Raw genomic sequence first — 15349 nt, 5'->3', positions numbered from 1 at the left:
ATGATCTTGCCGATGCCTGTATATTCCTGATGAGGCGCTACTCGCAGGACGAACATGTCAATGTGGGTTCAGGAGACGACATTCCGATCATCGAACTCGTCAAGCTTGTGTGCGACGTTGTCGGGTTCAAGGGCGAAATCTCCCAGGATCTTTCGAAGCCTGATGGAACGCCTCGGAAATTGATGTCAGGAGACAAGCTTCAGTCCATGGGCTGGACCCCAAAGATCGGTCTGCGCGAAGGCATAGCCGATGTTTACAAATGCTTCTTAGAACGGCATATATAAAAATGAGACGATCTGCGACACGGGAATTACAAAACGCCAGGGCTTTCTGGCCAATCGATCGCACAATCTCAAAATCTGGCTGAAAAATTGCGTTTGGGCCGATACCACTGATCTGCCCCCGCCGAGCGGGCCGGTTGGTTTGTTAGTGGATTAACCAAGGCACGCTCGAATCCCTGTTCAGGGCGCTCTTCAAGTCTGGCTTTTTGCCGAAGCAAGGTGCCAAATGATTTAGTGCCTAAAGCCAAATTGGCGCTCAAGTCGCCATAATTAGCGACTTTATTTGTTCTTAAGTGCTAATTGTCCGATGATCATACCTCCTTTTGCCAATTCGATATGGCAAAAGGGGAATGAAAATGAAGAACGAACGGTTCACGGTTACCGTGCGCGAGGCCAGCAAAATGGCCTCGCAAGGAGTGGAGCGCGATGAAGTTGAGACATTTCATCGCGCGCCAGATTGTTGCTTTTTGGGCTTTTTGACTCGTATCGGCGACCCCGACAAACGGGCCGGTTTGATGCTATTCCAGAATTCCGCTGGATCCATCAAAGGTGCTGGGCTCTCCTTACAATCGCACAGCCAATCACCAAGGGCTTGAAGCCACGTCTTTCGAAGTTTTACGCCGTCCCCACCGGTGAGAATTAGCTCAGGAAGCGTAAAGTGGGACAAGATTTCCGCAACTCGGAGGGTATATGCGGGGCGAACTTCCTTCTCGACGGAGTAGACGGACCTTTTACCCGTGTTTGAGTTCTCGGGCCCCACCGACTTACACTGGTAGTTTGGTTTCATCATGTAGAAGCAAAGGTGCGCAATGCCCTCTGCAGAGTTGACGCTATTCACGACCACGGGTTTGTCGGTCAAGGTGGTCAGGAACCTTCCCGCAGACGAAATTTGGTCGGCCAAGGTATCCGGTGCGAGCTTCTTCCTCGACCAAACCAGCAAGTGCCCGTGGGGTGTAATCCAAAGGCCTCGCCCTCCCCCTGGGTAGTTGTTGAAATGGTCTATCTCCACCATCCCAAGCCAGTTAAGACCACCACGTTCCATGGCGCGCGATATGCCGCCATAAATGTCATCTAAGTCGATCTCTGTGTCGTCGTGCCGGGTATGCCAGGCATCGTTGATTATCGTGACGAAATAGAAGTGCAGATGCGGCGATCTCTTAAAAAACGGTATCATCTGTGTTGCCAAGGATTCCGCCGATTCCATCCGGACGCGCTTGTTGGATGCAATCAATTCGAAAGTGGGCTTAAAGCCACAAATTGCCTTGAATAAAGCCAATTGTTCGGGCGTCAACTTCCACCGACGAATAGCCTCCAATTCGCGTTCGTGAGCTATCTTGCCGGTGATCCTGGAAAGGGCGCGAACGTCCTCGGCATTATAGCACCACGCATTTGTCCCTAACCGAGTGCGCTTCCGCCGCTCCCAGTAGGTCAGCTTCCGCCATTCCCTGCGGTTATCGCGCGCTATCCTTCGCTGCTCAGCTCGCCTGGAAAGTCGCTCTCGGCGGTTATATGCCGGTCGTTGGTAATCCGCCGCTACCTTCTTCCGTTTGCGGGTTGCTGGTGTACTGGCGACAGGCACTGGCCTTTTAGCCTTTGACGGGCTCACCGGTATGCGCGAGGTAGCGGCCTGCTCCGGCGGCTGCGCACGTCCAGCATAGCGCTTTTGGTGGCGGTATTGCTTGGCACGGACATTGCGCTCCACGCGCTTTTGCTCTTCCCTCAGCGCTCCTAGTCGTTTCAGTTCGGCCCACTCAGCGCGACCCTCTGGATTGGTCCCCACCTCGACGATGTTCTGATGAGTGCCCTTGGCCACTTCCCTTCTACGCCCGCTCATGACGATGCTCCCTTGCTGATGGAGCGCATCGTTGTTGTCACTGGGCATGGTAGTGACTGTGCTGCGTCTCCAATGCGGGGGAGTATATATGTTGTGTATATAACAAGCGCACTGCGGAAGGCGGCACGCTTGTAGCAGTGCCCGGTAGCTTGAAGCTGCATGTTCGGCATCATTTGGATGGTGTCCTTGTTGAAGTCGTGCTTGTTCAGCACGGACGAAGGCGGGCACTGGCGCGACCGTGCTAGTGGCACCGTCACGCCAGTCGGGGTCAGCGCGCGCGTTTGTTTGGATGATTGCGCTTAATCGTGCCCCTGGGACGGAGCTTTACCGGCCTCGCCGCCTTTCGCTTGCTCGCGCGCTTTGGCGTTGTGCCAACCGCCCGTGCGGGACCTTTTACAATAGGCCTTGCGGAAGCTTTCCTCCGAGCTACAGCATTCCTCGCCACGTGCATTTGCTCAATGCGCTTACTGCCACCTTCCTGATGGATGAAACCGATCAGGAATTGGACCGGGACATCATAATGATCGGCGTAGGCGAGGTCGCGAGCAATGATACGTATACGGTTCGTGGTCGATTTGCCCTCTTGCCCCAACATGCCGACGATACCGGCTGCCAGCCACGCGAAGTCTACGTTTATTAAAGTACCTTTCGGTGCGAAGCCCAATGCTGTTAATTCTTGTTTGACTGCCGACATCATGCACTCAGCCCGCAAGGTTTTCGTGTGACTGTAAACCTGTCTACGAAAGTACCCGGCCGAACAATGCGCGGGCATCTTGAACCTTTTGCTTCCGGGAGATGACTCCCGACGTCGTATCTGTCGCGCGAGCCTCTCTAATAAAGTTACCAGCGGTGTTCGCGACGGCTTTGCAGCACTACGCTTCGTTATCTTAGTTCCGATTTTCATTGATAATGCCTTATCTGAAGCCATCTGGCCTCGATCTATTTCTTCGATCGGCGTCTCTGCTATGAACATCCAGCATTCTTCGCGGTGCTGGGCTTCTTTCACAATGAGCGGACTGAACGTTCGATTAGGGCTTCGACGCTACGTTTGGTGATGAGCGTCCGGCGTCCCAACCGTACGATCTCAAGTTCACCTGCACCCAAAATTTCGTACGCTTTCGTTCTTCCGATGCCGACGGCTTCGCAAAACTCTTTCACCGACAATGTTAGTTTTTCCATGATCAATCTCCGCGGCAGGGTGTTGCCGCGACAGATTTACAAGGTGCCTGGGAGCTGGAATTCGCACCCAATCTGAGCTACCACGAGCCGAGAGCATCGTCTTTACAGGTGGGCAAATGGCCAGCAGAACAATACTATCTTTGCCACCAGTGGGGAGCTCGAAAGCGAAGGCAACTCACCGGTTTGAGGAGATCGCGCAAAAGATCTATGAAACGGTGGCGGGGAAAAGGGCTGACGCTGCAAAAGAGCACCCAATGAAAGTTTCGCGGGAAGCGTACGCGCATTTCCGACAGCGAGCTTACAAGCTACTTTCGTATTACGTTGATAACGAGTTTCAGGAAGCCTTCCGGTGGCTGCTGGAGATGTATGGCGAGGCTCCGAAGCGATCGCGGGGAAGCGTCAAAGAAAATGATTTCCACTTAGGCCTGCTTGCTATGACTGCATCGGCTGGACAGTTCATGCATCCGAATAAGCTTCGTGATTTAGCAGCCCGAATGAAAGAGGCTTACGAGGGTGGCGTCGCAGAGGCAGAGTTCAACAAGTACGTTTCTCAAGCACGCAGGAAGGCTCAATGCGATCGAGTCCTGCTGTCGGAGGAAGTAGGACTCGCAATCCAACAAAGAAATTTGACTTCAGCAAAGTACTAGCCCGCCCGGTATAACGACTGAGGCCAATAGAGGCGGCATTCGACCACCCCCCACCTTGCACGCGGCGGGGGGACACAATTTTAGCATTTGGCTTTGCGTTCACAATGTGATTCGGATTGAGCCGATGCATCGATCGACCTAATGTCCGGCGGACAACGCCCTGTAGGATGTCGGGCAAAGGTCGCTAATGTTCGGTGAAAGCCGCGCACAAAGTGGGCATGAGAATGGGCACAATCCACCTCTGGTATAATTTTAACAATAAAAACAAAGGATATTGGCGGAGACGGAGGGATTCGAACCCTCGGTAAGGAATTATCCCTACGACGGTTTAGCAAACCGTTGGTTTCAGCCACTCACCCACGTCTCCGCATGGCTCGAAAGAAGCGCGCTGGGTGCTTCCGGGCTATCGAGCGTCGGGCTATAGCGAGCGTCATCGAGCATGGCAACGGCGTCCGGGCATTTTTCATCATATCGTGTGTCGCCGGTTAAAACGACAATGTCCCAGTACAAAAGGATTCGTTCCGGCGCGAAATCGACTCATGTTGCCGTTCGTTCATTGCCGTTTCATGTGCAGGCCCTGATAGCATAGGCCTAATGGGCGCACCGGGTGCGGTTGGGGAGAATTGTAACATGCGCAGTTTGACGATGCTTGCAGGCGCAATTGCCTTGATTTTGGCCCCAGCGGCCACAGCGCAGATTCGAAACGTCGATCCCAATACACAGATCGACGCGGATTTGGCGCCCGTTCCCTCCGGGAGAAACGACAATAGCCCCCCGCTGGAGGTCAACGACCCACCAGCCGATGCGATAGGCTCGGCAACCCCGCCCCCCCCGCCCGCCGTCGTGACGGAAGACGGCGCTCCCGCTACTGCGACGGGTGCGCCCGTTACACCAAGCTCTCCACCGGCCGCACCGTTGCCAACGGCATCCTACCAGAAAGACGATCTGATCGGGGCAGCCGAAGGCGTGTTCGGTAAGGGCGCCGCGGGCCTTGCCGGGATCATCGAAAAAGTTCTGAAAGATCAGGGCCAGCCCAATGCCTATATTGCCGGACGCGAAGCTTCCGGCGCGTTCGTGGTAGGTTTGCGTTATGGCTCAGGGACATTGACGCACAAGATCGAAGGAACACGTGACGTCTACTGGACCGGTCCGTCGATCGGTTTCGACGTGGGCGGCAATGCGTCCAATACGTTCGTCTTGGTCTATAATCTCTACGATACGCAGGATCTCTATCATCGCTTCCCAGCGGGAGAAGGCGGCGCCTATCTGGTGGGCGGATTTACTGCCAGCTATCTGCGCTGGGGCCAGGTGGTATTGATCCCGATCCGGCTGGGCGTGGGATATCGGCTTGGCGTCAATGCAGGCTATATGAAGTTCAGCGAAAAACGAAACTGGCTGCCGTTCTAAATAGCGAGCACCAACTGGGCCGGGGCAGTGTCCAAAACCCCGGCCACAGGTTCCAGATTATGCACCCCAAGCCCCAATAGCCGCGCGCCCATGCGCAGAGGTAACTCGCCTTCGAGCAAGGCGCGCCCTGTCGCGGCGAGTGAGGAGGGATCGGCTACGGCCGCGGGGAACGACCGCGATCGCGTAATGATCGCGAAATCCGCGAACTTGATTTTCAACGTCACTGTGCGCCCCCGCATATTGGACGCCTCGATCCGTGGCCACAGTCGTTCCGTTATCATATCGAGCTCGGCGATCAGCGCGTCGCGGTCCGTCAAGTCGGTGCCGAACGTATCTTCGACGCTGATCGACTTTGCGACTTCGCGCGCGCGCACCGGGCGGTGGTCGATCCCTCGTGAGGCACCGTGGTAATAGTCCGCCATGCTGCCGAAATGCTGTTTCAGGAAAGGGAGCGGTTGCGCTCTTAAATCCGCACCGGTTTCGATCCCCAGCTTTTGCATCTTGGCCGCGGTTACCGGGCCGATGCCGTGGAACCGGCGCACAGGCAGCGTGGCCACGAACGCTGCGCCCTGATCGGGCCGGATGACACAGATGCCATCGGGCTTGTTCTGATCGGATGCGAGCTTTGCGATCAGCTTATTATAGGAGACGCCCGCAGACGCCGTCAGCCCCGTTTCGGCGCAAATCAACCGGCGGATTTCCTCGGCAATCTGCGTTGCCGTGCCCAAACCTGCCTTGTTTTCCGTGACGTCCAGATAGGCTTCGTCGAGGGACAAGGGCTGGATAACATCGGTGAATTGCGCGAAGATCGCTCGAATCTGGCGCGATACTTCGCGATACACATCGAAGCGTGGGCGGGCGAAAATCAAGTCAGGACACATGCGGCGTGCCCGTGCACCGGGCATTGCGGATCGCACGCCGAATGTCCGTGCTTCATAACTGGCTGCGGCGACAACGCCTCGTACGCCACTGCCTCCCACTGCAACGGGCTTGCCGCGCATCTCAGGATGGTCGCGCTGTTCGACCGATGCGTAAAAGGCATCCATATCGATATGGATGATCTTGCGATTTTGAGGAGTGCCCTCGTCCATAGGAGAAATTATGACACAGATGGCGGAAGAACAAAAGCAATACAGTGCCATCGACCATTGCGGCCACTGGTGTTGACGATATGCCCGCAGGGTGCGATTTGGCGCCCCAGAGAGTATTCGTGCGAGAGGAATATATAATGGCCGATCCAGTAGTTATCGCCAGCTATGCGCGCACACCGATGGGCGGGTTTCAAGGTGCGCTGTCGGGATTGAAAGCGACTGACCTCGGTGCATTCGCCGTGAAGGCCGCGATTGAACGCGCAGGCGTGGACGGGGCAGCGATCGAACAGATTTACATGGGCTGCGTGTTGCCCGCCGGTCTAGGGCAAGCGCCTGCCCGGCAGGTCGCTTTGGGCGCAGGTCTGCCGGAGTCGGTCGAGGCGACGACTGTCAACAAGATGTGTGGATCGGGCATGCAGGCCGCGATCATGGCGCATGATGCGTTGAAGGCCGGGAGCGCCGATGTGATCGTTGCCGGTGGCATGGAAAGCATGACCAACGCGCCTTACGCACTGCCCAAGCATCGCTCCGGCTCGCGGATCGGGCATGACCGGATCATCGACACGATGATGATGGACGGCCTGGAGGACGCTTATACACCGGGTAAGGCAATGGGCGTTTTTGCCGAAGACGCCGTGCGCGATTATCAGTTTACGCGGAGCGACCAAGACGATTATGCGCTGCGGTCGCTGGAGCGGGCTAAGGCAGCCATCGCGAGCGGGGCTTTCGTCAAGGAAATCACGCCGGTTACGATTGCGGGTCGGGGTGGTGACGTGACCGTCGATACCGATGAACAACCGGGCAAGGCAAAGCCGGAGAAGATCCGCGATCTCAAGCCTGCCTTCGCCAAGGACGGTACGATCACCGCGGCCAACGCCTCCTCCATTTCCGATGGAGCCGCCGCGCTGGTGATGACGCGGCGGAGTGTTGCCGAGAAGCTGGGCTTGCCGGTGGTGGCGACCGTGGTTGCCCATGCAGCCCATGCCCATGCGCCGGGCCTGTTCACGACGGCGCCTGTCCCCGCCATGCGCAAGTTGCTGGCCAAGGCAGGCTGGACCGCCGAGGATGTGGACCTGTTCGAAGTCAACGAAGCCTTTGCCGTGGTCGCCATGATCGCAGCGAAGGAACTGGCAATTCCGCCCGAAAAGCTCAACGTCAATGGCGGCGCGACGGCACTGGGCCATCCCATCGGCGCTAGCGGTGCGCGGATACTGGCGACGTTGATCGGGGCTCTTGAAGCGCGAGGATTGAAGCGCGGCGTGGCGAGCCTGTGCATCGGTGGCGGGGAAGCAACCGCCATGGCCATCGAACTCAACTGATAAGGACGCATGATGGACATCAACGGACTGGCAGCGATTGTGACCGGCGGCGCATCGGGACTGGGCGGTGCGACGGCCGAGCGCCTCGCCAAGGCGGGCGCGAAAGTCACGATTTTCGACCTGAACGTCGAGCAGGGCAACGCCCATGCCAAGGCAATCGGGGGGCATTTCGTCAAGGTCGACGTGACCGATGAGGCTTCGGTGGAAGCGGCACTGATTGAGGCCGAAGGCGTGCACGGCAAGGCGCGCATATTGGTCAATTGCGCCGGCGTCGCCACACCGGGCAAAGCGTTCGACCGCGAAGGCAAGCCGGCACCGCTCAAGGATTTCGCGAAGGTCGTGACGATCAACCTGATCGGCACGTTCAACGTCGCGTCCAAATTCGCGGCGCAAGTCCACAAGGAAGAGCGGATCGGCGAGGAGTGTGCGGTCATCATCAATACCGCCAGCGTTGCGGCGTTCGATGGGCAGATCGGTCAGGCAGCCTATGCCGCGTCGAAGGGGGGCGTGGTGGGGCTTGGCCTGCCGCTGGCGCGGGAGTTTGCGCGCTTCGGCATAAGGGTGATGACGATTGCGCCGGGGATTTTCTGGACGCCTATGCTGGCCGGGTTGCCGCAGGAGGCGCAGGATTCGCTCGGGACGCAGGTTCCCTTCCCCAGCCGTCTGGGCAAGCCCGAGGAATATGCCCAACTGGTGGAGAGCATCGTTAATAACCCGATGCTCAACGGCGAAGTCATCCGGCTGGACGGCGCGATCCGTATGGCGCCGAAATAGTGAATAAGCCGATACGCATTCATCGTCGGGATGTCTTGCGCGGCGCTGCGCTGGCGGGCGGTGGCGTCGCTCTGGCCAATGTGTTTCCGGCGTGGGCGCAGCCAACTTCCGCAGGAATCGTGCGCCCGCTGCCGACGCTGAGCGGCACTGACATTGCGCTCAAGATCGGGCATCGGATGATGACGGTCGATGGGCGGCCCAGCCATGCTATCGGTATCAATGGAACCGTACCCGCGCCATTGATCCGGTTGAAGGAAGGGACGACCGTCCGCCTGTCGGTGACCAACGATCTGGACGAGGACAGTTCGCTGCACTGGCATGGGCTGCTGGTGCCATTCCAATATGACGGCGTTCCCGGCGTCAGCTTTCCGGGCATCAAGCCGAAATCGACGTTCGTGTACGAATTCCCCATCGTTCAGGCGGGGACATATTGGTATCACAGTCATTCGGGATTGCAGGAGCAGATGGGGCTTTACGGCCCCATTGTGATCGACCCGTTGGAAACCGATCCAGTACAATCGGATCGCGAGCATGTCATCCTGCTGTCCGATCACAGCCCGCTGCATCCCCATGCGATCTTCAAGAAGCTCAAGCAGCAGCCGGGGTATTTCAACTATCAGCGGCAGACGCTGGGCGGTCTGTTGTCGGGCAAGGATCAGCCGCTCAAGGAGCGGATGGCCTGGGGCAGGATGCGGATGGACCCGGCGGATATCTCCGACGTGACCGGCTCCACCTATAGCTATCTCGTCAATGGCTATGGCCCGCAGGATAATTGGACGGCGCTGTTCAAGCCGGGCGAGCGGGTGCGGTTGCGCGTCATCAATGCGTCGGCCATGACCATTTTCAACGTCCGGATACCTGGCCTGACGCTGACCGTCGTGCAAGCTGATGGCCTGAATGTGCGGCCCGTCGAGGTGGACGAGCTACAGATTGCCGTCGCCGAGACATACGACGTCATCGTGACGCCGACGGAGGACCGCGCCTATACGCTGGTGGGCGAGGCCGTCGATCGGTCGGGCATGGCGCGGGCCACTTTGGCGCCGCGTGAAGGGATGATCGCGCCGGTGCCGCCGCTGCGCAAACGCCCGCTGGCCACCATGACCGACATGGGCATGGGCAGCATGGGTGGCGGGCATGACATGAGCGGGATGGATCATGCGGCAATGGGGCATGACATGGCGGGCATGGACATGGCAGACATGAATAAGTCGACACCTGAAATGGATCATGGCTCCATGACAATGCGCGATGGCAGCAATGCGCCGCAGGTGAGAATGGGGCCAGGGGTGCAGACGATATCCCCTATGCCGGTCGATCGCACAGGGGAGCCGGGGCAAGGTCTGGACGATGTGGGGCATCGCGTGCTGGTGTATCGCGACCTGATGGCGCTGGAGCGCAATCCCGATGTCCGTGCGCCGGATCGCGCGATGGACATTCACCTGACCGCCAATATGGAACGCTATATGTGGTCATTCGACGGTGTGAAGATGAGCGATACGCGCGAACCGATACCGTTCATCGAGAATGAGCGAGTCCGGGTGACGCTAATCAACGACACGATGATGTCGCACCCGATCCATCTGCATGGGCATTTCTTTGAACTGGTGACCGGGCATGGCGATTATGCGCCGCGCAAGCACACGGTCAACGTCGCGCCGGGGGGCAAGGTCAGCTTCGACCTGACGGCGGATGCGCTGGGGGACTGGGCGTTCCACTGCCACATGCTGTACCATATGCATGGCGGGATGATGCGGGTCGTGTCTGTGCGACCGAGAAAAGCCGACGCATGAAAATGCTTTTCCTTTTGCCGCTCATGCTGGCGGTGCCAGCCCAGGCGCAGGATGCCCATGCGGGGCACGACATGTCGGCCATGGGCGACGACGCGCAAAATAAGTCGACACGTGAAAACATGTCGGCGATGCCCGATCATGGCAGCGGCGGCACTGGCCTGCCGCCGGGCGATGCCCCCGCCCCGTCGCCGCCGAGCGACCATTATGCCGACCGTATCTTCCCCGATGGAGCGATGACGGAGTCGCGGGAGGCGCTGTTTCGGGAGCATGGCGGCGGTACGTTCAGCCAGATCATGTTCAATCTCGCGGAGGTGCAGGTCCGCAACGGGCGGGACGGCTATCGCTGGGATGGCGAAGCGTGGTTCGGTGGCGATATCCATCGGCTGACGATCAAGACCGAGGGAGAAGGCGCGTTTCGCGAAGGCGTAGAGGCGGCTGAGCTACAGGCGCTGTATAGCCGGGCGCTCGATCCCTATTGGAACGTGCAGATCGGTGTGCGCCATGATTTCGAGCCGGGTCCGTCAAGCACCTATGCGACCGTCGGGTTCGAAGGACTGGCGCCTTATTGGTTCGACGTGGAGGGTGCTCTGTTCCTGTCGGACAAGGGCGATGTGCTGGGACGAGTCGAGGCCTATTACGATCAGCGGATCACGCAGCGCCTGATCCTGCAGCCGCGAGTAGAAATGAACCTTGCAGCGCAGGACGTGCCGCAGAACCGAATCGGGTCAGGCGTGACCGATGCGGAAGTGGGATTACGGTTGCGATATGAGATCAAGCGGGAGTTCGCGCCTTATATCGGCGTGTCCCATGACCGGAAGCTTGGCCAGACGGCCGACTATGCAAGGGTGGATGGGGAGGATGTTAAAGCCACTAGCCTGGTAGCGGGTATCCGCATCTGGTTCTGAACCGCGGCCGCAAATGCGAATTGATCGCAAAAATGTTTTGACAGTGCGAATGACTCGCAATAACAGGCCTCTATCGTCCATGGGGGATTTCAATGTCTGTTATCGTAAAAAACCATCAGTCCGTTCCGGCATTTCTGGCGCTGTCCTGCGTGGGTGCCCTGATGAGCGGTCAAGCGTTCGCTGCGGAAGAGCCGACTGCAGCAGCAGAGACAGCGGCCGATGCCGAAAACCCCCGCGATCGCATTCTGGTGAACGGTCAGCGTATCCCCGCCGACAGTAGCCCGAAGGCAACTGCCCCGCTTATCAACACGCCGCGCTCCATTGCGGTCATCGACAAGCAGATCATCAAGGACACCGGATCGGCGACGCTGGTCGAAGCCTTGCGGACGGTCCCCGGCATCACGTTCGGCGCAGCGGAAGGCGGCAATCCTATCGGCGACCGCCCGTTCATTCGCGGCTTCGACAGCCAGGGCAGCACCTATCTGGACGGCGTTCGCGACATTGGCGCGCAGAGCCGCGAAGTGTTCGCCGTCGAGCAGATCCAGATCGTGCGCGGATCCGACAGCACGTTGGGCGGTCGTGGCAGCGCAGGCGGAACGCTGAATATCGTATCGAAGATGCCGCAGAACGATAATTTCGTATCGGGTGCGCTCAGCGCCGGCACGGCAGACTATAAGCGGATTACCGGCGACGTGAACTATGTCGTCGGCAGCAACATCGCGGTGCGCCTGACCGGCATGTGGCACGATCAGGACGTCGCGGGCCGCGATGCGATCTGGCAGAAGCGCTGGGGCATTGCGCCGTCGGTGAAGATCGGTGTCGAAGGTCCGACCAGCCTGACGCTGTCCTATTATCATCTGGATACGGACGAGTTGCCCGATAGCGGCATCCCGTTTCTCTACAGCATCGCCAATTCGCCGCTCGGCACGATTTACAACGAGCCTATCGTCGGCACCGTCACCACGGCGGGCGGTGTGACGGGCAAAGTGGACCGCGATACCTTCTATGGCCTGAAATCGCGCGATTTCCGCACGTCGAAAACCGATCAGATGACGATGCGGTTCGATCATGATTTCGGCAACGGCATCCGGTTCCGCAACACGTCACGGTACAGCCATACCAGTCAGAATTTCATCTTCCTGCTGCCCGATGACAGCACGGGCAACGTGTTCGGTACGCCGGGTGCGGTCAACAGCCCGACCAATCTTGCGGCACAGGGCGGTTATGTGTGGCGTCGTGGCAATAGCCGCTTCGGTTATTCGGACAGCATGACCAACCAGACCGATCTGTATGGCAAGTTCCACACGGGCGCCAATATCGAGCATAGCTTTGCCCTGGGTGCTGAGTTCTCCACGGAAAAGACATCGCGCGGTGCCTATGTGTTCGCTTCCGGCAACACGGTATCGCCGCGATGCAACGAACTTACAGTCTCCCGTTTCTATTGCACGAGCATCTTCAATCCCAACCCGAACGATCCCTGGGTCAATTATAGCAGCGACGCTGCCGGTGCGACGTTGACGCCCATCACCCGCGGCGCATCCAGCACGCGGACCATCAACAACGCCAATACCAAGGCCGTGTATGCGTTCGATTCGATCTCGATCGGCTCATCGCTGATCGTGAACCTGGGCGCGCGCTATGACGATTTCCGGTCGAAGGCGACCCTGCCCGTGCTGAACGGCGTGCGCCCGATAATCCGGCGCAAGGATCAGATTTTCAACTGGCAGGCTGGCGTCGTGTTCAAGCCGACGGCCAATACGAGCCTTTACGCTTCCTATGCAACGGCTTCGACACCGCCAAACAGTCTGTTGGGTGAAGGGCAGGAGTTCAATAGCCTGGGCACCGTGACGACCGCCATTACGCAGGCGCAGGCCGATGCCACTGCGCGCGCACTGAAGGTCGAGAAGACCAAGTCGATGGAAATCGGTGCGAAGGCCGATCTGTTCGACAACCGCCTGTCACTGACCGCCGCGCTGTTCCAGACGAAGACGGACAATGCGCGCGTGGTGGGCGACAACAATACGGCGCAGTTCATCGGTAAGCGGAAGATCAAGGGTGTCGAGCTTGGTTTCAACGGCACTGTCGTTCCGGGCTGGACCGTGTTCGGCGGCTATACCTATATGGATGCCAAGATCAGCGAAGGCGGTTTGACGGCGCTGACGGCACCCGCGCTGACGGGAGCAAGCGCGCGACCCGCGCAGATCGTTTTTGTCCCCTCGGTCAACACCGGCAAGCCCTTCCCGCAGACGGCGAAGCATAGCTTTACCGTTTGGACCGATTACGAAGTGCTCAACGGACTTAAGCTGGGCGGCGGGGCGTTTTATACCAGCCGGGTCTTTGGCGGGTATCAGGACAATCGCTCGGCCACCCAGAACGCTGCAGGCGTCGTTACCGTCGCCCCCGCAACGCGCCTGATCTATCGCACCGTGCCAAGCTATTGGCGGTTCGACGCACGGGTGGGATACAAGATCAATGAGCAGCTCGACCTGTCGGTCAACGTCAACAACGTGACCAACAAGGTGTATTATAATCAAGTCTATACATCGCATTATGCCGCCATCGCGCCGGGTCGTGCGGCCATCGCGACGCTGAACTTCAAATATTGATCGGGGGTGTTGCCCTGCCCCCCATCGACGGACATCCCGCCTCGCCATCTCGGCAAGGCGGGATTTCTGCGCTAAAAGGCGCATGAAATGACAGACATCAACACGATCAACGCGATGAGCGCGGAGGAACTTGCCGCCCGCCTTTCGGGTGCACCGGAGGACCGCGTGGCGATCATTCGCACGGCGGCGGAAGCAGGCGTAGCTGATGCGCAGGCAGTGCTGGGGCAGATGCTGCTGGACGGTCGCGATATGCCTGCCAATCCGGCCTCCGCCTTTGGCTGGTTCAATCGTGCGGCGGCGCAGGATCATCTGATGGCGCTCAATATGGTGGGGCGCTGTTACGACCTTGGCTGGGGCGTAGCGATCGACAAGGCGAGGGCCGCCGAATGCTATCGCGTTGCGGCGGAGCGCGGTCTGGAATGGGGCATGTACAATTACGCGACACTGCTGACGCTGGGCGAAGGCGTGGCGCAGGACCGGGTGGCGGCGCTGGAGTGGTTTCGCAAGGCCGCCGCGATGGGGAATGCGAAGGCGATGAATTATATCGGCAGCTTCCATGAAGATGGCTGGGTCGTGGAGCGGGACATGAAGATCGCGGCGGACTATTATGCCAAAGCGGCGGAAGGCGGCGACTTTCGCGGGCAGTTCAATCATGCGCGGATGCTGGCGGATGCGGGGGAGATCGCGCAGGCGCTGGCGTGGCTGGCGCGGGTGCGGGAGAGCGCGACGCCTGCCTTTCTGGCTAAGGCGGAGGCTTTCCTGCGTGCGTCGCCGATAGCGGATTTACAGGAGCGCGGCCCTGCTGCGCTGGCGGGCGACGAAATATGATGATCGCGATACCCGATGTGCTTGATGCCGCCACGCTAGCGCATGTCCGTGGCACTATCGACCCCGCGCCGTGGATCGACGGTAATGCCACGTCGGGGCATCAGTCGGCACTGGCGAAGCGCAACCTGCAACTGGCCGAGGGATCGGATGCGGCGCGGGCGGCGGGGAACATCATTCTGGATGCGCTGGGCAGGAACCCGCTGTTCATCGCCGCCGCTTTGCCGCTCAAGGTCTATCCGCCTTTGTTCAACAGCTATGGCGACGGACAAGGGTTCGACACGCATGTCGACAGCGCAGTGCGTATCCTTTCGGGCAGCGATTTCCGTATCCGGAGCGACCTGTCGGCGACGCTGTTTCTTGAAGAACCCGATGCCTATGACGGTGGTGAATTGACCATCGAGGGGACGTTCGGGACGCAGCAGGTCAAATTGCCGGCGGGGCATATGATCGTCTATCCCGCGTCATCGCTGCATCATGTGACGCCGGTGACGCGGGGACGGCGAATCGCGAGCTTCTTCTGGATACAATCGATGGTGCGCAGCGAAGCGGATCGCAGCGCGCTGTTCGCGCTGGACAGTTCGGTGCAGGCTTTGGGCGCCACGCTGGGGCAGGACAATGCGGACGTCATTCGACTGACGGGGGTGTATCACAACCTGCTGCGCCGCTGGGCGGAGATGTAAGAGCAGGC

General features: G+C 59.0%; 12 protein-coding genes, 1 tRNA gene and 2 pseudogenes. 11 read left to right on the top strand and 4 right to left on the bottom strand.

Translation table 11 applies throughout. The features are described from left to right. Positions 1–284 (top strand): annotated as a pseudogene (locus LQ220_RS21220) (GDP-L-fucose synthase); the annotation flags it as partial. A 439-nt stretch (positions 285–723) separates the two neighbouring features. On the opposite strand, the gene LQ220_RS21215 reads toward LQ220_RS21220, so the two are convergent. Continuing rightward, complete coding sequence (locus LQ220_RS21215) at positions 724–2163, bottom strand: hypothetical protein (RefSeq protein WP_230190099.1); 1440 nt, start codon at positions 2161–2163, stop codon at positions 724–726. A 397-nt stretch (positions 2164–2560) separates the two neighbouring features. Between LQ220_RS21215 and LQ220_RS21210 the strand changes: the two genes are divergently transcribed. Continuing rightward, the gene (locus tag LQ220_RS21210) at positions 2561–2755 is read left to right on the top strand and encodes a hypothetical protein (protein ID WP_230190098.1); all 195 of its coding nucleotides are present in this window, start codon (positions 2561–2563) and stop codon (positions 2753–2755) included. A 362-nt stretch (positions 2756–3117) separates the two neighbouring features. Here the strand turns inward: LQ220_RS21210 and LQ220_RS21205 are convergent, their stop codons facing one another. Continuing rightward, the gene (locus LQ220_RS21205) at positions 3118–3294 is read right to left on the bottom strand and encodes a helix-turn-helix domain-containing protein (RefSeq protein WP_230190097.1); all 177 of its coding nucleotides are present in this window, start codon (positions 3292–3294) and stop codon (positions 3118–3120) included. Positions 3295–3410: 116 nt separating this feature from the next. Between LQ220_RS21205 and LQ220_RS21200 the strand changes: the two genes are divergently transcribed. Continuing rightward, positions 3411–3941, top strand: a complete 531-nt coding sequence (locus LQ220_RS21200) for a hypothetical protein (protein ID WP_230190096.1) — start codon at positions 3411–3413, stop codon at positions 3939–3941. A 275-nt stretch (positions 3942–4216) separates the two neighbouring features. On the opposite strand, the gene LQ220_RS21195 is transcribed toward LQ220_RS21200, so the two are convergent. Beyond that, positions 4217–4308: transfer RNA gene (locus LQ220_RS21195), tRNA-Ser, on the bottom strand. Between the two features lie 263 nt (positions 4309–4571). On the opposite strand from LQ220_RS21195, the gene LQ220_RS21190 reads away from it, so the two are divergent. Continuing rightward, positions 4572–5348: a DUF1134 domain-containing protein gene (locus LQ220_RS21190; RefSeq protein WP_230190095.1), complete on the top strand. Its 777-nt coding sequence runs from the start codon at positions 4572–4574 to the stop codon at positions 5346–5348. Here the strand turns inward: LQ220_RS21190 and dinB are convergent. Further along, positions 5345–6439: a DNA polymerase IV gene (gene dinB / locus LQ220_RS21185; protein ID WP_230190094.1), complete on the bottom strand. Its 1095-nt coding sequence runs from the start codon at positions 6437–6439 to the stop codon at positions 5345–5347. The genes LQ220_RS21190 and dinB overlap by 4 nt on opposite strands. A gap of 134 nt (positions 6440–6573) precedes the next feature. Between dinB and LQ220_RS21180 the strand changes: the two genes are divergently transcribed. The 7 genes and pseudogenes from LQ220_RS21180 (at position 6574) to LQ220_RS21150 (ending at position 15341) form a co-directional block, all read left to right on the top strand. After that, entirely contained in the window at positions 6574–7758 is a 1185-nt protein-coding gene (locus LQ220_RS21180) for an acetyl-CoA C-acyltransferase (protein ID WP_290369077.1), read from the top strand. A 12-nt stretch (positions 7759–7770) separates the two neighbouring features. Beyond that, a complete protein-coding gene (locus LQ220_RS21175; RefSeq protein ID WP_230190102.1) occupies positions 7771–8532 on the top strand; it encodes an SDR family NAD(P)-dependent oxidoreductase in 762 nt (253 codons plus the stop codon). Further along, entirely contained in the window at positions 8532–10322 is a 1791-nt protein-coding gene (locus tag LQ220_RS21170) for a copper resistance system multicopper oxidase (protein WP_230190092.1), read from the top strand. The genes LQ220_RS21175 and LQ220_RS21170 overlap by 1 nt, the downstream gene beginning before the upstream one ends. 149 nt (positions 10323–10471) lie before the next feature. Next, positions 10472–11227, top strand: a pseudogene (locus LQ220_RS21165) (copper resistance protein B); the annotation flags it as partial. A gap of 92 nt (positions 11228–11319) precedes the next feature. Next, positions 11320–13833 (top strand): TonB-dependent receptor, encoded by a 2514-nt coding sequence (locus LQ220_RS21160; RefSeq protein WP_230190091.1) that lies wholly within the window; start codon positions 11320–11322, stop codon positions 13831–13833. Between the two features lie 87 nt (positions 13834–13920). Then, a complete protein-coding gene (locus tag LQ220_RS21155; protein ID WP_230190090.1) occupies positions 13921–14661 on the top strand; it encodes a tetratricopeptide repeat protein in 741 nt (246 codons plus the stop codon). Further along, positions 14658–15341: a Fe2+-dependent dioxygenase gene (locus tag LQ220_RS21150; protein WP_230190089.1), complete on the top strand. Its 684-nt coding sequence runs from the start codon at positions 14658–14660 to the stop codon at positions 15339–15341. Before LQ220_RS21155 ends, LQ220_RS21150 begins: the two co-directional genes overlap by 4 nt. The last annotated feature ends 8 nt before the right edge of the window (positions 15342–15349 follow it).

Source organism: Sphingobium sp. CECT 9361 (genome assembly GCF_918741285.1).
Lineage (GTDB): Bacteria > Pseudomonadota > Alphaproteobacteria > Sphingomonadales > Sphingomonadaceae > Sphingobium.
The sequence above is the reverse complement of the archived record's forward strand: the minus strand, read 5'-3'. Positions and strand labels throughout refer to the sequence as shown.

Excerpts from the sequence above, each read along its gene's own strand:
- LQ220_RS21160 (WP_230190091.1), top strand. The coding sequence starts at position 11,320 with ATGTCTGTTATCGTAAAAAACCATCAGTCCGTTCCGGCATTTCTGGCG.
- LQ220_RS21150 (WP_230190089.1), top strand. The coding sequence starts at position 14,658 with ATGATGATCGCGATACCCGATGTGCTTGATGCCGCCACGCTAGCGCAT.
- LQ220_RS21155 (WP_230190090.1), top strand. The coding sequence starts at position 13,921 with ATGACAGACATCAACACGATCAACGCGATGAGCGCGGAGGAACTTGCC.
- LQ220_RS21190 (WP_230190095.1), top strand. The coding sequence starts at position 4,572 with ATGCGCAGTTTGACGATGCTTGCAGGCGCAATTGCCTTGATTTTGGCC.
- LQ220_RS21200 (WP_230190096.1), top strand. The coding sequence starts at position 3,411 with ATGGCCAGCAGAACAATACTATCTTTGCCACCAGTGGGGAGCTCGAAA.
- dinB (WP_230190094.1), bottom strand. The coding sequence starts at position 6,439 with ATGGACGAGGGCACTCCTCAAAATCGCAAGATCATCCATATCGATATG.
- LQ220_RS21205 (WP_230190097.1), bottom strand. The coding sequence starts at position 3,294 with ATGGAAAAACTAACATTGTCGGTGAAAGAGTTTTGCGAAGCCGTCGGC.
- LQ220_RS21215 (WP_230190099.1), bottom strand. The coding sequence starts at position 2,163 with ATGCCCAGTGACAACAACGATGCGCTCCATCAGCAAGGGAGCATCGTC.
- LQ220_RS21175 (WP_230190102.1), top strand. The coding sequence starts at position 7,771 with ATGGACATCAACGGACTGGCAGCGATTGTGACCGGCGGCGCATCGGGA.